Origin of the sequence: Rhodococcus sp. WY5 (genome assembly GCF_018588185.1) — a bacterium.
Lineage (GTDB): Bacteria > Actinomycetota > Actinomycetes > Mycobacteriales > Mycobacteriaceae > Rhodococcus_F > Rhodococcus_F qingshengii.
This window is the reverse complement of sequence record NZ_JAAMPR010000002.1, coordinates 189,113-204,572: the sequence shown is the minus strand read 5'-3', so window position 1 is coordinate 204,572 and position 15,460 is coordinate 189,113. Positions and strand designations below refer to the sequence as shown.

Here is a 15,460-nt window from a genome sequence, read left to right as displayed (position 1 = left end):
CTATGCGAGACAGTTCCGTTGCGGAATCCGACCGCAGTGGGATCGTCACGCGTTGATATCGCGCCTCGACGAGAGATGGCGACGAGATGTGTCACAGAGTGTTTTTTACGACCTGGCCGTTCTTGACAATGACAGTCAGGCTCTTGTTTGGATCTGCGAGCAGGCTCAGGTCCTCGAGCGGATTGCCGTCGACGAGAAGTACATCCGCCCAGGCACCCTCAGCGATTACTCCGAGTGGCGCCTGTCGGTAGGGGTCGCGTTCGCCGGCGAGGCGGAAGAGTTCAGCATTCCCGGAGGTGAGCATCCGAAGGGCGTCGACATTGCTGTAGTGATCGCCGAGTCGTGCCGCCATTTCGCTCTGCCGCGGTGCGAGTTGCGGCTCGAGCAACAGGTCCGTGCCCCACGCTGTTTTGACACCGTGTTTGCGGGCCCAGCCGTACACATCATCTGTGCCGGTGCAGATTTCGCGATCTTTTTCCGCGCGGTCGGGATCTGGATAGTGATGATCTCCCAGCGCGAAAGGCTGCATCGAAAGCCAGATGTCCTTCTCGGCCATCAGAGCGATCGTCGCCTCGTCGGCGAGATGACCGTGCTCGATGGACTTCACGCCAGCCTCGACGGCGCGGCGAATGCCGGTGACGTTATAAACGTGTGTGGCGACGTAGGTGCCGTAGTCGGTGGCAGCGTTCACTGCCGCACGAAGTTCAGGATCGGTGAACTGAACCGTGTAGAGGGGGTCGTACATCGACGCTGCGCCGCCCGCCGACCATCATCTTGATCTGGGATGCGCCCTTTTTGAGTTGTTCGCGAACCGCAGCGAGCACGCGCTCGGGACCGTCTGCGACGCGCATGAAACCGATCTGCTCGGCGCGAGACTGGTTGCCGCCCAGAGCGGTGGGGCATTCGTAGACGAAGCTGAAGTCGCCGTGTCCGCTGGTTTGGGAGATCGCGGCCTGGGAGGGGTAGATGCGCGGTCCCTCGAACAGGCCTCGATCGATGACCGATTTGATGCTGCTGGTCTCGCCGGCCATGTCCCGGACCGTGGTGAACCCGCGGTGCAGCATGTTCTTTGCTTCAGCTAGGCCGTTGAGTGCGATGTGGGCTTCACTACCGGTCACCATGTCGACGTACGAATTCGCGTTACCGACAAGGTGAACGTGGGCATCGCTCATGCCGGGCATGAGGACTCGATTCCCGCCGTTCACGACAGTGGTCTCGCGACTCGGATCGTCCCCGACAGGCGACTCCGACACCGCGACGATCGTGGTGCCGTCGATCAGAACGTCCCCGGCAACAAGGGACGAGGAGGTGCCGTCGAAGACGCGGACATTGCGAAACAGCAAACGATTTCCAACTCGAGGATTGGCTGTCATAAATCGGACGTTAGCACCCAAAGCGGAGTCATGCTTCGGTAAAGTAAAAAACAATCAGATGGTTTGAATTTGTTGCTGTGTACCCGCCATGGGTGAATCGAAATCAGTGCCTGATGACCTAGGTCCCGATTGGAGGACTTTCTGTACGGAATCCAAGTACACTGCAGCACATGCTGATTCACCCGACCATTCGAATGCAGTCGTGGGGATTCGTGATCGGATCCGCACTCTTCGCGCTCGGGTCGGCACCCTTCCTGTCGGTCTTCTTCGGTGCCGCACTCGCCAACAGTTTCTTCTTCGCGGGCTCCTGGTTCTTTACCTGCGCGGCGTTCGTTCAGTTGGTGCTGGCCGGGCCAGCAACCACCACCGACTCGGGGCGTCCCGCGATTCGGGCGGTCTGGCTGTCTGCGGCTGTGCAGTTACTCGGGACGATCTTGTTCAACGTCAGCACCGGGGCTGCGCTGCACGCGCTGACGCTACGAGGCGAGATGCACTTGGTCTGGAATCCGAACGCGGAGGGCTCGATAGCCTTCCTCGTCTCGAGCGGACTGGCCGTCCTCATCCTGTTGAGGGAAGGAGCTTACTGGGCACCGCTATCGAAGGAATGGCAAAGTGTGTGGCTGAATACTTTTGGATCCATCGCATTCGGAGTCTCTGCGATCGGCTCGTTCGTCTTGCGAGACGGGAACACATTGGATCCGAACATGGCTAATATCGGAACCTTTGTCGGTGCGGTGTTCTTCCTGCTGGCCTCCGCAGTCTTCCTCGGAAAAAGCAGCCGACCGGCGCATTCCATGGCACAAGCAGTCTAGCGCGCCAACCGGCGCTCAATATTGAGAAATTCGGTAAGACGGAGAGGATTGCCGGCTTATCCTCCGGCATTTCCTCGATCAAGAGCTTCGATCCGTATCAATCGGCATGAAGTGGGGCGCTCTCCATGAGTTCGGAAACCAGGAATAGATCCGCACGATCGCTGCTCACCTCCCGTAATCTCCTCGCCTCGCTGTTGGTGGTGCTGTCGCTGATCTTCATCCTCAAGAACCGCGCCGCGACCACGATCTAATTGTTCTGGGTATCTGTGCAGTCCCCGCTCTGGCTCACCCTCGTCGTGATCCTCTTCCTAGGCTGGATTGCTGGCCTGTTGACCACTCGGCGCACGAAAACCATCACCTGAACCTCGAGGATGGACAATGGTCGCAATCCGGAAGGTCACAGTCCTCTGTACTGGTGTTTGGGGATCGCAGATCGCATTGCAGAGAGCGGTCAAAGGGTTCGCCGTCCCGGCCTCCGGTATCAGCGTGGTGGCGGTTGACGCTGCACGTGGACGGGATTGGGAGTTTTCGAGGCGTACGAACGCGATGTCTCCGGGGCTACTGATAGTTCAGCCTCCGCCGCCGAAAGTATCCTATTCACAGCAGTTCTCGACGCTGCCGTGACCGACGTCGATCTTCTCTCGCATCACACTTCGCTAATCCGGTGTGGCGATTCAATTCTGTCGAAATTTGGAGGAACCGCTGAGACCGATACGGCATCCTTCGCCGCTATGGCCGGTTTCGCGAGTGTCATCGGAATGGCTCAGATCAAGCTGCACAAGGAAAAGGGTGGTCGCACCCTGAACTCGCTGCTCGTGCCGTTCCTCAATGCGGCGGCCGCGCCTGCGGCCGGCGAAGATGCGGACCTGGTTGCGGTGGACCAACGTCAAAGATCGCCACCGGTGCCCCGCTGCGTCCGTTTCCAGATCTACGACACCATCAGCTTCTGCCCCGCACAACGTCTTGGCTCACGGTGACGCTGAATCGCACGCACTTGTGGCGTTACTGAAGGCGTTACTGAAGGAAAACTGCCTCGACAAGAGGACACCAAAGGGAAACTCGGCATCTACTCCGGTGAAGAGTCCTATCGCCAGACCTCTAAATGAGATGGGGAACAATGTATTACAGCAGTGGAGACTACGAAGCGTTCGCGCGGCCACGCAAGCCTGACGGGGTGGACGGCAAGACTGCATGGTTCGTTGGATCGGGGCTTGCATCGCTTGCCGGTGCAGCATTCATGATCCGCGACGTCCGGATGGCAGGAAACAACATCACCGTCCTGGAGCGGTTGAAATTGCCAGGCGGTGCACTCGACGGGATCCAGGCGGTGCACTCGACGGGATCAAGGAACCGGAGAAGGGCTTCGTCATTCGCGGTGGTCGCGAGATGGAAGATCACTTCGAATGTCTGTGGGACCTGTTCCGCTCTGTCCCCTCGATCGAGGTCGAGGACGCCAGCGTGCTCGACGAACTCTACTGGCTCAACAAAGACGACCCGAACTATTCGCTCCAGCGCGTCACAGAACGTCAGGGCGAGGATGCGCACACAGACTTCAAGTTCAATCTGAACTCGAAGGCGCAGAAGGACATTATGAAGGTCTTTCTCACTTCGCGTAGCGAACTCGAGAACAAGCGCATCAACGAGGTGTTCGGTAAGGATTTCCTCGCAAGCAATTTCTGGTTGTACTGGCGCACGATGTTCGCGTTCGAGGAATGGCACAGTACTCTCGAAATCAAGCTGTACCTGCATCGATTCATCCATCACATCAAAGGCCTGCCGGACTTGAGTACCCTCAAGTTCACCAAATACAACCAGTACGAGTCTCTCGTGCTGTCGCTGTACACGTGGCTGCTCGATCAGGGAGTGAATTTTCGGTTCGATACCGAAGTCACCGACATCGACTTCGATATCACGGGTGAAGTCAAGCGGGCCAAACGCATTCACTGGAAATCCGAGGGTGTTATGGGTGGGGTCGACCTCGGTGACGGCGATTTGGTGTTGACTACCATCGGCTCGCTCACCGAGAACTCGAACAACGGGGACCATCACACGCCGGCGAAACTCGACGAGGGCCCTGCTCCAGCGTGGGATTTGTGGCGTCGTATAGCAACGAAAGACCCCGCATTCGGGCGACCAGACGTCTTCGGTGGGCACGTCGCAGAAACCAAGTGGGAATCGGCGACAGTGACTACATTGGATGCCCGAATCCCGGAGTACATCGAAAAGATATGCAAGCGTGACCCATTCAGTGGGCGCGTAGTTACCGGCGGCATCGTGACAGCACGAGATTCGAAGTGGTTGATGAGCTGGACCGTAAACCGGCAACCGCACTTCAAACAACAACCCAGGGATCAGATCGTCGTCTGGGTCTACTCACTATTCGTCGACGTCCCCGGTGACTACGTCGACAAGCCGATGCAGGAATGCACCGGCGAGGAAATCACCCAAGAGTGGCTCTATCACATGGGCGTTCCAGTCGAGGACATCCCGGCACTTGCGGCCAATGCGGCGAAGACCGCTTCAGAGATGATGCCCTATGTCACTTCCTTTTTCATGCCCCGTCAGGCCGGTGACCGGCCTGCGGTTGCACCGGATGGTGCCGTCAACTTTGCCTTCCTCGGCCAGTTCGCGGAAACAACACGCGACTGCATCTTCACGACGGAGTACTCGGTCCGCACCGGGATGGAGGCCGCGTACAGCCTGCTCGGGATAGAACGCGGAGTCCCGGAAGTTTTCGGCTCCACCTCATGGCTTCGTTAACCGGATCGTCGAGAGCGGTCGATCTCGGAGCACAACGCGTTGTCGCAGTCCTTGTCGCCGGTGCGGTCGCTGTCGTGCTGTATTTCGTGCTCCCAATTATCACAAGTGGCTGGACCGGGATCACACCCACACAGAAGCGTGAACGAGGCGACTTAAACATACAGTCCTGCAAGGGATTCCGGCGCAAGACGATCGAGTCGGGGACTGTGCTCACTTTGATGCACTGGTTGATCCGGCAGCGGCATTTACGATCCCGCAAAGAGGCGGTTTCCGACTCTTGCTTGCCCCGTTAAGCAATCCGTCCGCCGTTGCGGGCGATCTCGCGTGCAGTCGTGGCCGGGGATCTTCCGAGTGACTTGGCGATCTCCGCCCACTTCGCTGAAATCTACGGCGCTGCTCAGCGTCGATCGCTGACCCTGATGCGTTGACCTTCAAGGATGCCCACGCCGGGCTTGTGTCCTCGATCTGCATGATCGGTGATGTGGTGTGCGATACCAGCTCGTTAGCCGTTCACGAAGCGATCGCGTCGAAATGCGGATCGCAGACCATGACCCACACCCTGTACTCGGCCTTGTCGATGTAATGCTCGGCAGTGGGCAACGCCTGGCAGTACGGCACCGACTGCAGTGGTCAAATGCTGTTCACCGCGCTGGGGCACAGTGCAGTGACACGCTCGCATGGCGGGCTCAGTGCCGATCAGGTTGTCGTGTAGTCCGGTACGCATCTGTGGGCCGGTTTCGTCGCAATCCGCGGGGCCGTGGGACAGGTGACGAAGGTGGGCAAGTTCGTCGGAACGCTGTTCTCCGATCCGGTCGAGGTCGGCACGTTGGATGTCAACGACGAGGGTGTGGAGATCCTCGATTTCGTCGTCCCGGATGTCCCGGCAGGTGGGCATCATCTGGAACTGCGCGGCGACGACGGCAGCGTGTACCGAATGCCGATCCTCGTGACGGATACGCAGGTCACCGATGGACCCGGGGGGCATGTCGTCGACGGCTCGACGGTGCACGTTCCCAGCGGCTCCGGGACGGGAAGCGTCGGCAGCTCTGGCAGCATCTTCGGAAGCTGACGAACCCCCTTCCTATCAGCGATCGTTGTCCCGGTGCCGCGAAGGTACCGGGACAACAGTCGTCTCGGTCTGACGTATCCCCCGGAATCACGTTGGCAGGCACTCAGACGCGGGAGCGTTTCAGCGTTTGCGCCTGCCGCCCAGCGAAGCGGGGGAGGGGTGCACATGGGGGGGCAGTCGCGGGAGACGGGCGTCCCGCCTCCCGTCGAGTGACCAGCCGGTCGACGGGCGCCCGCAGGAAACATAACTGCGAAACCAACTACGGCACAAGGAGTCCCCGATTCCGAGGACGTGTCAGGGGTGTCCGCGGGACCAGAGAAGTCCGGCGAGTGATGCGATCTGTGTGCGGTCGATGCCTGTTCTGACTCCGAATGGGAACCCTGCCGACAGGCCTCTCGATCGCGTGTTCAATGGACGTGGAGTCCTCGGACTCCACTGGCAGGCTGGTATGTCGGGGTCCCGATTGGGCAATGAGCCCCACGCGTTATCGCACTCGTTGTAGCGGAGTGCTTTTCGCGGTCGATGGGGGTGTGCGTGGTGTGGGTTTTCGATGATCGGTGGGCAGGAGGGACAACGGCGCGGGCAAGGCGCCGACCGCGGTGGGAGCCGTCGTCGGGGCTGTGGGCGGCGCACTTGTACAGGGCGCGCGATGGTGCTCGTGCAGGAGCTGACGCTCGCGGGGCGGGATCCAGGGTCCTTCGTAGACGAGGAAGTCGCATCCTCGGCACTGGGTTCGGAAGTAACCTTCGCTCATCGATCGGATACCTTTCGTTATTTCTCGGCGACGAGTCTCTGCCCGCGCGTGGGGGACACCGACGTTCACGATTGCGGGGGGGAAACCGTAGCGTTGCCGCATTCGAGTGAGCGCCGCGATGTCTTCATCATTGACCTGTGTCGCGGCCGCCCAGGCGAGGCTGTCGGCGTAGTCGCGTCGACGCTGTCGTCGTTCCTCGGGCGTGAGTGCCGTAGCGGCAGTGTTAGGGTCGGCGCAGCTCGAATCGGTGTTCTCGAATTGCGCGAGGTACGCGGCGAGGACGGCCGCGTCACGCCGAAATCTACTCAACACTGCTGCCTCGCCTCGACATGGCTGCACTCGCGCCGACTCCACGACGTGTCGGAGGCAAGTTCTATTTCAGGCATGGGACGTCACACTCCATTCGGTCCCGACCTTGTGAAGACAGTGCAATCTTTGATCGGTGCGGACCTTAGCATCACACCGCAGCGGATCAGTTATCTACAAGCTATCGGTTAGGTGGCCGTGCTTCCAACCCTGCGTCGAGATTTTCAGGTAAGCGTGGTCGGGCAGACCCGCGCATCTCGCGTGGAAGACGATGCAGTTACCTGAGTCGAGTTCGGAGAGAAGGACTTTCGCTCGCACACCCGTATCGTTCGCCCCCATTTTTGGGGTCTCGGCAGGCTCTGCCGTGCGTACTACGGTCGAGCAGTCAAGTGGACGACCCAAAAGACGACCCCATCAGGGGCGGCAACGCGGCCTCGGCAGCCTCACTGGCGCCGGTTCGGCCGTCACCGATCTGCAGTGAAAAGGGACAAACGATGCATATTCGAAGGTTTATGGGAACAACAGCAGTGATCGCCGAAGAACCGGTAGACGAGGATTGTCCGTTCCCGTTCCGGCAGAGCTAGGAGTGCCGGCCGGAGTGTTTCGTGGTTGTCGATCCCGCTCTCGGACGCGAACCCAGCGTCCCCGAACTCGCCGCAGAATTACGCGTCGAGCCCGCCGAGATCGCGAACATCGACCTAGCCGGAGATTCCTACCACTCCGCATCCCTGGACGCCGTGGCCTCACACGACGGCGCCTCCATCGCAGACGCCCTCGGTGACTACGACGCAGCACTCGCACCATCGCTCTCCGTCTCGGCAACACCTGAACAACTGCCGGTACTGCGCTCACTGGTGCGGACCGTAGCTGCGCACTACGCACTCTCGCTGGACGGCCTCTCCGACCTCGTTCTCGCCGTCGACGAAGCGGCAACCATCCTCATCACACACACCCCACCCTCCAGCACCCTGACGTGCGCGTTCGACCCGGAAACCGACCCGACCGCTGTGCGCGTAACGCTCTCCACGTCGACAACCGGGCAGATCACCGCCAGCACCTCCTCCTTCGGATGGCACGTCCTCGAAATCCTGACCGACGCAGTAGTCCTCGAACAACTCCCCCCGCCACACCAGGGCAGAACTGGGCCACCACCATCACCCTGACCAAAGGTGTGCAGGGGCCTTCGTGACCCCGACTACCCGGGAAACCAACGAATACACCCACGTCCCAGACCTGTTCGTTAGCGCGGGATGCGGTAACAGCGCCAGAACCTCGCGGGGGCTTGGGTGTATCGACCGTGAACGTATGGCACTTCCCTGGCGGTTGATCCTGCTCAATTCCGACCAGGAAGGATATGACTGTCGGGTCCAAGCGAACTGACGTCTTACTCGGGCCACCGTCGGGATAGCGAATACTCGGTTCAGCGGCTTCACAGGGTCGGTGCCCGTCTTGCGCCTCTCGGCAAGTGGCCGCTCGAAGCGGCATTTCTTTCGGTGGTACCCGGGGCAAAGAACGTCAGCACCGACAGCCTCTACAACGAACACCCGCGCAGAGTTATTCGCGCCGCTGACCAGCGCAGTAGCTTATTTCCTGGTGATGATTGTCCGCAGCACGAAGCGGAACACCACTGCGGTACCGGCTCCGACCGCGATACCGGCTACCGCGTCGCTGAGCCCCGAACGCGGTTGCCGCGAAGTTGCTCTGTCAGTATTAGGAAGATGACCGACAAAAACGGCAAAAGCAAAGATGTGACTGCAGTAGGTTCCCGTGTGCGAATTACGGTGTCAGACTCCGATGCCGGTGGCACCGTGGCATGCACGGGTGTGGTGATCGAGGACTACGAGGACATGGTCATCGACCGCGGTTCGGTGGGGCGGGACTGGGCTCCGGTGCAGCGGTGGGCGATCGCACTCGATGACGGGCGCCTGATCTTCGCGAACGACGACGACCTGACGCCGGCAGAATAGGGCGCATCGGAAGCCCGGAACGCTTTGCGAGTCCATTCGGCAAGAGCAGCGTCAGACCCTGCTGCCCGAGGCTGTTTGGCGGTCGCCTAGCAAACACCACGGAAGCGCAGGTCGAAGTGTCCTGTGGTCGGTGCGGCGGAAATCGTATGCAGGTTCCCGGTGCGCCCCGCGTGCGAGCAATCGGACGATGTTGGCCTGGTATATCTCGGCGTCGGCATGGAGAACGGGATCACTCTCGAGTCACAGGTTTGCAGGATGAATCGGTTCGTCGTACATACGACGGAAGAGTTCGGTACGGACGCCTTTGAGCCAATCTGCTGCTTCCTTCGAACCGGGTTTGTCTTACTTGCTGAGCTGTGTTGCTTATACCAGTTGCCACCAGATCATACTTTGGTACGCTTAAAGTATGACCACGAAATTCACCATAAGTATCCCTGACGAGGATGCGCACCTACTTGACGAGTATGTGCGTGATCACGGACTTCGTGGCCGGTCGGCAGGAATTCGAGCCGCACTCCGCCTACTCTCGACGTCCGGACTCGAACGTGACTACGCCGCAGCCTTTGGTGAAGGTGACGTAGATGAAGTGTGGGACGCTGTCACAGCAGACACCGAATGATTCGCCGCGCGCATATTCACTGGGTGGATCTGGATCCCGCGCAGGGCAGTGAAGCGGCGAAACGACGACCGGCGGTGGTGGTGAGCAACGACCGGGCCAACGCTACTGCAGAAAATCTCGGCAGGGGCGTGATCACCGTGGTTCCGTTGACTACCAATACTGTGCACGTGTTTCCGTTTCAGGTGATTGTCGAGTCCGACGAGTCAGGTTTGGCGCGAGCGTCGAAAGCGCAAGCGGAGCAAGTGCGTTCGGTATCGGTTCGGCGTCTGGATCCTGAACCTGTCGGCAAGGTCGGGATGGAGACTTTCGCCGCACTCGAGGACGCGCTGCGGCTGCACCTCGATCTGCAGTAACTTGGTGCTGTTTGGACCGGGTGATCGCCTCGATCGTCGGGGTGCGGTTGCCGAAGACCCTACGTGGTCTGCTCTGCCCACTCGCTGCTTGCTTCCCTTGCCAGCGCGGCAGTGAGAGTGCGTCCGACGAGCGGCAGGACGACTCGGCTTGCTAGCAATTGGTCTCGATACAGCGAACGAACCGAGGGGCGGAACGCCTAAGGTGTGCTGGTCCATCCGTCCGGGGTGTGAAGTACTCCGTTCACTCGCACTGGAATAGGGGGTCCTACGGTGTCTCCTACTGTGCGGCGGCGTATCTCGTCGAGGATTTGCTTGTTCGACATTTGTTGCAGCGACATCCTGGTCGGGGAGAGAGGGCGGTTCTCTTCTTCGGTCATGTAGCCGGCGGCGATCAGCACGTCTTGTATGGGCGCATCGAACAACACTGCGACCTGCCGAAGAACTTGCGGGGACGGCGATCGCACGATCGTTGCCCAATGACGCAGCAACGACGGATACACCCCTAGCGCCCGGGCAGCCTCCTCGTTGCTCTCGTAGCCCCGAGCATCGATCTGATCACGAATCCACACTCCGAATCCTGTCCGCATGGCCTGAATTTTTTCATGGATTCGTGGACTCGATATCGGTGTGGCGCTGCTTACTGAATTCTCCCGGGGGGCGTGAGTTTGGACGACAGTCCTTCTGTCGTGATGGTGCGAAAAGCTCGGTGGCTAGTCGAGTCGTTCCGACACCGACTCAGGATGCTGCTCCTACGCCGATGCCGCGATGGACACTCAGCGGTCATCGCGTCCACGGGTACGGCGCTGGCCTCTGACTCGGTATCGGCTGAATCACCAGGGTTTTCGTTGGTGTGGTTGCCACCTTGAGCGACGGTCATTTCGGATTCGGGTTTCATCGTCCTTGGTTCGGCACGTACACCGCGTGTCCGGTATCGGGTGCACCACCGCCATACTGCCCGCCTGTCCTGTAATCGCTTCTCTCGGACCTCTGAGTCATCGACGGATTCGCGGATGCACCCCTCATTCAGTGTGCACTCCTGACCTATCACGTCTGTCGTCGGAATAGTGGACGAAGATCCCAAACATTGAGCACTGCAGGAAAACTGGCATTTCGGGTTCGAATTTGGTTAGCATCTTGTTGCTGCGGTGATTCTGAGTGGTCAGTTCGTCCGCGCAGGGCCTGCCCTCCGGCTGTCCACTCGCCGGGGGCGGCGGGCTTCTACCTCGTCCCGATTGTCACACGTTCCGAATATGTCGGGTGCGTGGCGACGGTACAGACCCGGCCTTCGTCGGAGAGTGAGGAACTTGGTATGACCGCCAATGGATCATCTGCCAAAGCGCTTCGTGATGTGCGGCGGGCACAGTCGAGACGAAAGCTGGCGGGCATCTCATGTCTTCGGTCTCTTTACTTCGAGCGCCGGTTGTTTCTTCGTCCGTGGTGATGGCTTGGTCTGTTCACGACGTGGTGGAGTGCCAGCCGGCAGGCCGGGCGAGCGTGATCGTGCTAGGTGAGGCGCGGGTGGGAAGAGTCTTTCGGGACGGGAATCGCGGGGTCGTGGTGGTCAAACATTCGTCCTGCGTGGCTCGGCTTTTGGTGGACTGGACAATCAGAGGAGCCCTGTCTTTTTGAAGAAGCTAGTGACAGCAGCGCTGTCGGTCATGCTGTAGACGTCGATTGTGAGGCCGGTTTCCATGTTGACGTAACTTCCCGATACTTGTCCGGTGGCGCCGTCACTGATGTTGACTCCTGCTGTGCGGGAGTCGTTTTCGACCAGGGTGTAGTTCCCGTAGTCGTATTCGCCGTATCCGAGAAGTGTCTTTTTTGCTTGTTTCAGGTCGAGGCTGGCTGTGAAGCGATTGCCGTATTCGGAGAAACTTTCGGCGAGTTGATTGGATTTTTTGATATCGCAGCTGATCACGAGGGCACCGTCGGTGGTGAAGGTGGATTGGCGACAGTTTTCGGAGACACTGCTCAAAGCTGTGGGGAGGGCCGCCTTGACGGTGCCGGCGTCGGTGACCGGTCCGGCAGTCGTGGTCGTTGAGGATGTGCTGCCAGCGGCTGCTGGATTGTCCACGTTCGAGTTGCCCGGTGACGGGCGCAGAACGATCACGGCTGCCACGATTGCGCCGATGACGACGAGAGCGCCATGATCCTGCCGATTGACTTACCTGGAAACGCGCAGCTTCGAAACATCAGGCACACGCTTCCGGGCAGGGGATGCGCGCGGGCGATGGGCGTTCCCAGCGCCGTTGGACTCGCGCCGCTTTGCACGATCAAGTGACCAACCTGACGGCGCTCGTGGCACTGGAGTTGGTGCAGTGCAGCTGGGAAACCGACGGGCGTTCGACGGTTCGGAGCGTCGGACGATGAGTTGCCGGGGGCCATGTTGTCTTCGTCAAGCGGCAGTCACGGCGAGTGATCGATAGGGTTCATGGTTCTTGAGCATGGCGTAGAGAACATCGCAGCGACTTCCGGCGAGGCAGATGGGCAGATGGGCGGCGGTGTGCTTCTTTCCTTCGACTCGTTTTCGGTCGTAGTAGGTGCGACTGGCAGAATCGTGCAGCACGACGAACGCCGAGAGGAACAGGACGCGTTTGCAGTCGCGGGAGACGGGCGTCCCGCCTCCCGTCGAGTGACCAGCCGGTCGACGGGCGCCCACAGGAAACATAACTGCGAAACCCACTACTGCACAAGGATTTCCTGATTTCAGGGTCATGTCAGGCGCGCCGGCAGCGCCAGGGATGTCCGTTGAGTGATTCGATCTGTGCGCGGCGGTCACCTGTTCTGCTTCCGGGTGGGGAGCTCGCTGGCTGATGATCGGCGCGCATCGAACCTTGGCACCGATGCTGGAGTCGCTCCGTAAGAGAAGCAGCGTCAGTGCTACAGACTGTGCGTCGTAAGGTTGGTCTCTCACGGCGTGCAGAGCCCGCCGGCGTAGCACTCACTTGTGAGCTGGCGGGCACCACCGTTTTCTGGCGGCATTGCCTGAACCGTCTGTATCGACGAGTCGTGGATCACCGTAGAGAATAGATGTGGTGGTCAGTGGCCCGCCGAGGAGAGTGTCGGCTCCCTCGGCGGGCCGGTGGACTTCTGCGGCGAACCGTGCGGTTCGAACACGCCCGAAGCCGGCCGAGGCGACCGTCCTGCGACCGTGAGAACTGGTTCCCGATCGGTGCCGCTCTCAAACAGTGCCGGATCAGGGGCGGCTCTACTTGGTCGCCAACTCCGGGCACCGGTATGCCACTGCTCTTTCAGCGACACGAGTCATCATCTCCGCACTGACCCCGGTCTCGGTCGCCATCGCGGCGGAGACGGCCCCCAGTGCTCCCGGCCCTTGGGCGTTCTCCATGTCCAGACACACGATGTTCGACATCTGCTGCGCCGCCACGACAGTGACCTGCTCCCCGGTGATGGAGGCGAAATCGGCAGCGAGTTGGGCAGCTTCCTCGGGGCGTTGCTGGATTTGCGCTTGCGCGCCCTCGTTCATCATCTCCCCGAATTCGTCTGTAGGAGCGGGGGCGGAAGAAGATGCGCCGACAGTGGGCACAGCAGATTCTTGCAACTCCGGTGGAGTCTCGTCCTTGTCTGCGCACGCGGTGATTCCAACGGCTATCGCGGCAACGACCAGCAACTTCTTCATGCTGGTCATCTCATCAGAGAAACCCGCGCACGGATACCCGAGCTCTCTTTCTGCACGTGGATGCCCTCGTGTGAGTGGGCGTCGATGGTGGACTCGAGGAGGTCGACGGACCACGGGTTCTCCGGAGCAATGACCGATCCTTGAGAGGTCCATTCCGGTTCTCGTAGTCCCGGTGCTCGAAACCAGCTGTGCTGTTCTCTGAACTGATTTTCTTGGCAGGGTCTTCTCGGCGAGACCCCTTTTCGGTCCTCACCCGGTTGCAGCATGAGGCGACGGTTGCGGTGCTCGCACGAGCGTCAGCACGACGGTAGACAGGGTGCCCCTGCGGCTTGCATCTTCGTTGGCATCGGGCAGCCGCGCCAAGCACAGCTCGCGGTGATGCTGTTGGACCTCGTGACGCTCCCGGGGCGTGATCCAGTCACCTTCGTAGACGAGATCTCCGCAGTATCGGCACCGCGTAGAGAAGTATCCTGTGGCCGGATTCGGTGCGTTGATCTTCGAGATTCTGCACTCCTCTCGCGTAGAAGGGGCCCTGCCTCCGTATCGACGTCGCCGTCGTTCCGCCGGGCCTCCCTGGCAACCGCCGCACGCTTCAGGTGGCTGCAGCGTCCCCGTTTCGCGCAGTGGGGCTGCTCAACCGGAGCGTATCGAACGTCATGTGAATCATCAGGGAAGGGACGGCGCGCGAATCTTTCGAATATGTCCCGGGTAGTCCGTCGGAACGGTGTGGTCGAACCCTACGAAGAGTGGAAGGTGTATCGCCGGCTCATCGCATCGAGGGCCGCGTCGTCGTCGTCGGAGAAGGCAGTCGCCTGCGCCCAGATCAACGCTTGCAGGTAGTCCTGATGGCGTTGGAGGAGTTCGTCGGTTGAAAGCCCTGCATACAAGGAATCATTCGGTCTCTCCTTGGCTCTGGCGATGCCGGCGAATTGCGCCAGGTACGCTGCGAGACCAGCAGCGCGGCGACGACGACTTGCAGGCATGGGGGTTCACCTCAGCTTCGGAGCGGACGCGACTACGAAGACCGCGGCGACCTCTCACACATGTACTCATGCAATTTGTCCCCTCCGCTACCCACTCATCGATACTAGAGCTATCGACAGCACATCGACGATCGTTACAGTGAATGAAAAGATGTAATGGATCGCGCGTCGGAACGGCCCCGGAAACGTGTTGGGTCCGGTGCGTCTCGATCCGGGTGATCGGAGGGACTCACCCGCCTGATGTGAAGGCTTTTTCCACGCTGATAGTGACGGACAGTTCGTTCGCCGCGGGTGGTCCTGCGGGTTTTTGGTCGAGTGTGGCGTTGTCGACGAGGGCGGCGAGCACGAACCATCCGAACGATGAACTAAGGGCGTCGACCGGAGAGTGGGTGGTGGCGGTCAGGTATACCCGCAGTGAGTCGGGACCGCTGTCGACGACGCACACCACAGCGCTCGCGCTGCGGGCGTGACTGACGAGAATGGCAGCGGCTTCGTCCACGGCGAGGACGAGATCATCGAGTGAATCTCGCGATAGAGGATGACGAGAAACGATTGTGCGCACCATCGACCGGAGCACCCACAGGTGGTCGGGAGAGGCCGGAACGGACAGCGACAGGGACGAGGCGGTCGGTGAGACGGTCGCCTGCTCGAAGCACATGGGCATGGGGCTCCTGTTGCATGAGAAAGGTTGCGACCCCTGCGATGTCCGCGATCGCACCCTCGAACGAGGAATTTGATCCCCGTCCAGTTAACCGGAATGTGCAGGCCCCAAACATGGGCACAGCTCAGCAAGAAGGGCATGTCGACGGCCATCGTAAGCTCCC

Annotated in this window: 17 protein-coding genes and 3 pseudogenes; 10 read left to right on the top strand and 10 right to left on the bottom strand. The window is 60.3% G+C overall.

The genetic code is table 11. The annotated features are described in order from the left end of the window. Positions 1 to 91: 91 nt before the first annotated feature. Positions 92 to 1,373 (bottom strand): annotated as a pseudogene (locus tag G4D79_RS30005) (amidohydrolase family protein). A gap of 170 nt (positions 1,374 to 1,543) precedes the next feature. Here G4D79_RS30005 and G4D79_RS30000 point away from each other — a divergent pair. The 5 genes and pseudogenes from G4D79_RS30000 to G4D79_RS29985 all read left to right on the top strand — a co-directional run bounded on the left by G4D79_RS30000 (position 1,544) and on the right by G4D79_RS29985 (position 4,945). Then, positions 1,544 to 2,185, top strand: coding sequence for a hypothetical protein (locus G4D79_RS30000; protein ID WP_214514747.1), 642 nt, complete (start codon positions 1,544 to 1,546; stop codon positions 2,183 to 2,185). A 125-nt stretch (positions 2,186 to 2,310) separates the two neighbouring features. Beyond that, positions 2,311 to 2,436 (top strand): hypothetical protein, encoded by a 126-nt coding sequence (locus tag G4D79_RS35105; protein ID WP_284731210.1) that lies wholly within the window; start codon positions 2,311 to 2,313, stop codon positions 2,434 to 2,436. Between the two features lie 480 nt (positions 2,437 to 2,916). After that, positions 2,917 to 3,162 carry a hypothetical protein gene (locus G4D79_RS34760; RefSeq protein WP_209448889.1) on the top strand — a complete coding sequence of 82 codons (246 nt, stop codon included), beginning with the start codon at positions 2,917 to 2,919 and terminating at the stop codon, positions 3,160 to 3,162. A 125-nt stretch (positions 3,163 to 3,287) separates the two neighbouring features. Beyond that, a pseudogene (locus G4D79_RS35315) lies at positions 3,288 to 3,533 on the top strand (oleate hydratase); the annotation flags it as partial. Further along, entirely contained in the window at positions 3,419 to 4,945 is a 1,527-nt protein-coding gene (locus G4D79_RS29985) for an oleate hydratase (RefSeq protein ID WP_308252623.1), read from the top strand. The pseudogene G4D79_RS35315 and the gene G4D79_RS29985, both read left to right, overlap by 115 nt. A 289-nt stretch (positions 4,946 to 5,234) precedes the next feature. On the opposite strand, the gene G4D79_RS35470 is transcribed toward G4D79_RS29985, so the two are convergent. Beyond that, entirely contained in the window at positions 5,235 to 5,309 is a 75-nt protein-coding gene (locus tag G4D79_RS35470) for a hypothetical protein (RefSeq protein ID WP_374223453.1), read from the bottom strand. A 411-nt stretch (positions 5,310 to 5,720) separates the two neighbouring features. On the opposite strand from G4D79_RS35470, the gene G4D79_RS29975 reads away from it, so the two are divergent. Then, positions 5,721 to 6,014: a hypothetical protein gene (locus G4D79_RS29975; protein WP_214514746.1), complete on the top strand. Its 294-nt coding sequence runs from the start codon at positions 5,721 to 5,723 to the stop codon at positions 6,012 to 6,014. A gap of 484 nt (positions 6,015 to 6,498) precedes the next feature. On the opposite strand, the gene G4D79_RS29970 is transcribed toward G4D79_RS29975, so the two are convergent. Both G4D79_RS29970 and G4D79_RS29965 read right to left on the bottom strand, forming a co-directional pair. After that, positions 6,499 to 7,077, bottom strand: a complete 579-nt coding sequence (locus G4D79_RS29970; RefSeq protein ID WP_214514745.1) for a hypothetical protein — start codon at positions 7,075 to 7,077, stop codon at positions 6,499 to 6,501. 527 nt (positions 7,078 to 7,604) lie between these two features. Continuing rightward, positions 7,605 to 7,697: pseudogene (locus tag G4D79_RS29965) on the bottom strand (RNA polymerase sigma factor SigF); the annotation flags it as partial. On the opposite strand from G4D79_RS29965, the gene G4D79_RS34750 reads away from it, so the two are divergent. The 4 genes from G4D79_RS34750 to G4D79_RS29945 all read left to right on the top strand — a co-directional run bounded on the left by G4D79_RS34750 (position 7,680) and on the right by G4D79_RS29945 (position 10,013). Continuing rightward, positions 7,680 to 8,237, top strand: a complete 558-nt coding sequence (locus G4D79_RS34750; RefSeq protein WP_250888053.1) for a hypothetical protein — start codon at positions 7,680 to 7,682, stop codon at positions 8,235 to 8,237. The pseudogene G4D79_RS29965 and the gene G4D79_RS34750 sit on opposite strands and share 18 nt — an antisense overlap. Positions 8,238 to 8,792: 555 nt before the next feature. Beyond that, positions 8,793 to 9,041 carry a hypothetical protein gene (locus tag G4D79_RS29955; protein ID WP_054828509.1) on the top strand — a complete coding sequence of 83 codons (249 nt, stop codon included), beginning with the start codon at positions 8,793 to 8,795 and terminating at the stop codon, positions 9,039 to 9,041. 406 nt (positions 9,042 to 9,447) lie between these two features. Continuing rightward, on the top strand, positions 9,448 to 9,660 hold the full coding sequence (locus G4D79_RS29950) for a ribbon-helix-helix domain-containing protein (protein WP_209448893.1): 213 nt from the start codon (positions 9,448 to 9,450) through the stop codon (positions 9,658 to 9,660). Then, positions 9,657 to 10,013 (top strand): type II toxin-antitoxin system PemK/MazF family toxin, encoded by a 357-nt coding sequence (locus tag G4D79_RS29945; RefSeq protein WP_007728191.1) that lies wholly within the window; start codon positions 9,657 to 9,659, stop codon positions 10,011 to 10,013. Before G4D79_RS29950 ends, G4D79_RS29945 begins: the two co-directional genes overlap by 4 nt. Positions 10,014 to 10,210: 197 nt before the next feature. On the opposite strand, the gene G4D79_RS29940 is transcribed toward G4D79_RS29945, so the two are convergent. The 6 genes from G4D79_RS29940 to G4D79_RS29915 all read right to left on the bottom strand — a co-directional run bounded on the left by G4D79_RS29940 (position 10,211) and on the right by G4D79_RS29915 (position 15,300). Then, positions 10,211 to 10,600 (bottom strand): helix-turn-helix transcriptional regulator, encoded by a 390-nt coding sequence (locus G4D79_RS29940; RefSeq protein ID WP_214514744.1) that lies wholly within the window; start codon positions 10,598 to 10,600, stop codon positions 10,211 to 10,213. Positions 10,601 to 11,619: 1,019 nt separating this feature from the next. Next, the gene (locus G4D79_RS29935) at positions 11,620 to 12,132 is read right to left on the bottom strand and encodes a hypothetical protein (protein WP_214514743.1); all 513 of its coding nucleotides are present in this window, start codon (positions 12,130 to 12,132) and stop codon (positions 11,620 to 11,622) included. A gap of 276 nt (positions 12,133 to 12,408) precedes the next feature. Further along, complete coding sequence (locus tag G4D79_RS29930; protein ID WP_214514742.1) at positions 12,409 to 12,696, bottom strand: hypothetical protein; 288 nt, start codon at positions 12,694 to 12,696, stop codon at positions 12,409 to 12,411. A 525-nt stretch (positions 12,697 to 13,221) separates the two neighbouring features. After that, positions 13,222 to 13,662 (bottom strand): hypothetical protein, encoded by a 441-nt coding sequence (locus tag G4D79_RS29925; RefSeq protein WP_024488231.1) that lies wholly within the window; start codon positions 13,660 to 13,662, stop codon positions 13,222 to 13,224. Positions 13,663 to 14,390: 728 nt separating this feature from the next. Continuing rightward, positions 14,391 to 14,636, bottom strand: a complete 246-nt coding sequence (locus tag G4D79_RS29920; protein ID WP_214514741.1) for a hypothetical protein — start codon at positions 14,634 to 14,636, stop codon at positions 14,391 to 14,393. 229 nt (positions 14,637 to 14,865) lie between these two features. Beyond that, on the bottom strand, positions 14,866 to 15,300 hold the full coding sequence (locus G4D79_RS29915; protein WP_214514740.1) for an ATP-binding protein: 435 nt from the start codon (positions 15,298 to 15,300) through the stop codon (positions 14,866 to 14,868). Positions 15,301 to 15,460: the final 160 nt, after the last annotated feature.

Bases quoted from the DNA above. Each gene is read 5' to 3' on its own strand.
- G4D79_RS30000 (WP_214514747.1), top strand. From the start codon at position 1,544: ATGCTGATTCACCCGACCATTCGAATGCAGTCGTGGGGATTCGTGATC.
- G4D79_RS29955 (WP_054828509.1), top strand. From the start codon at position 8,793: ATGACCGACAAAAACGGCAAAAGCAAAGATGTGACTGCAGTAGGTTCC.
- G4D79_RS29945 (WP_007728191.1), top strand. From the start codon at position 9,657: ATGATTCGCCGCGCGCATATTCACTGGGTGGATCTGGATCCCGCGCAG.
- G4D79_RS29940 (WP_214514744.1), bottom strand. From the start codon at position 10,600: ATGCGGACAGGATTCGGAGTGTGGATTCGTGATCAGATCGATGCTCGG.
- G4D79_RS29950 (WP_209448893.1), top strand. From the start codon at position 9,448: ATGACCACGAAATTCACCATAAGTATCCCTGACGAGGATGCGCACCTA.
- G4D79_RS29920 (WP_214514741.1), bottom strand. From the start codon at position 14,636: ATGCCTGCAAGTCGTCGTCGCCGCGCTGCTGGTCTCGCAGCGTACCTG.
- G4D79_RS29915 (WP_214514740.1), bottom strand. From the start codon at position 15,300: ATGCCCATGTGCTTCGAGCAGGCGACCGTCTCACCGACCGCCTCGTCC.
- G4D79_RS35105 (WP_284731210.1), top strand. From the start codon at position 2,311: ATGAGTTCGGAAACCAGGAATAGATCCGCACGATCGCTGCTCACCTCC.
- G4D79_RS29925 (WP_024488231.1), bottom strand. From the start codon at position 13,662: ATGACCAGCATGAAGAAGTTGCTGGTCGTTGCCGCGATAGCCGTTGGA.
- G4D79_RS34760 (WP_209448889.1), top strand. From the start codon at position 2,917: ATGGCCGGTTTCGCGAGTGTCATCGGAATGGCTCAGATCAAGCTGCAC.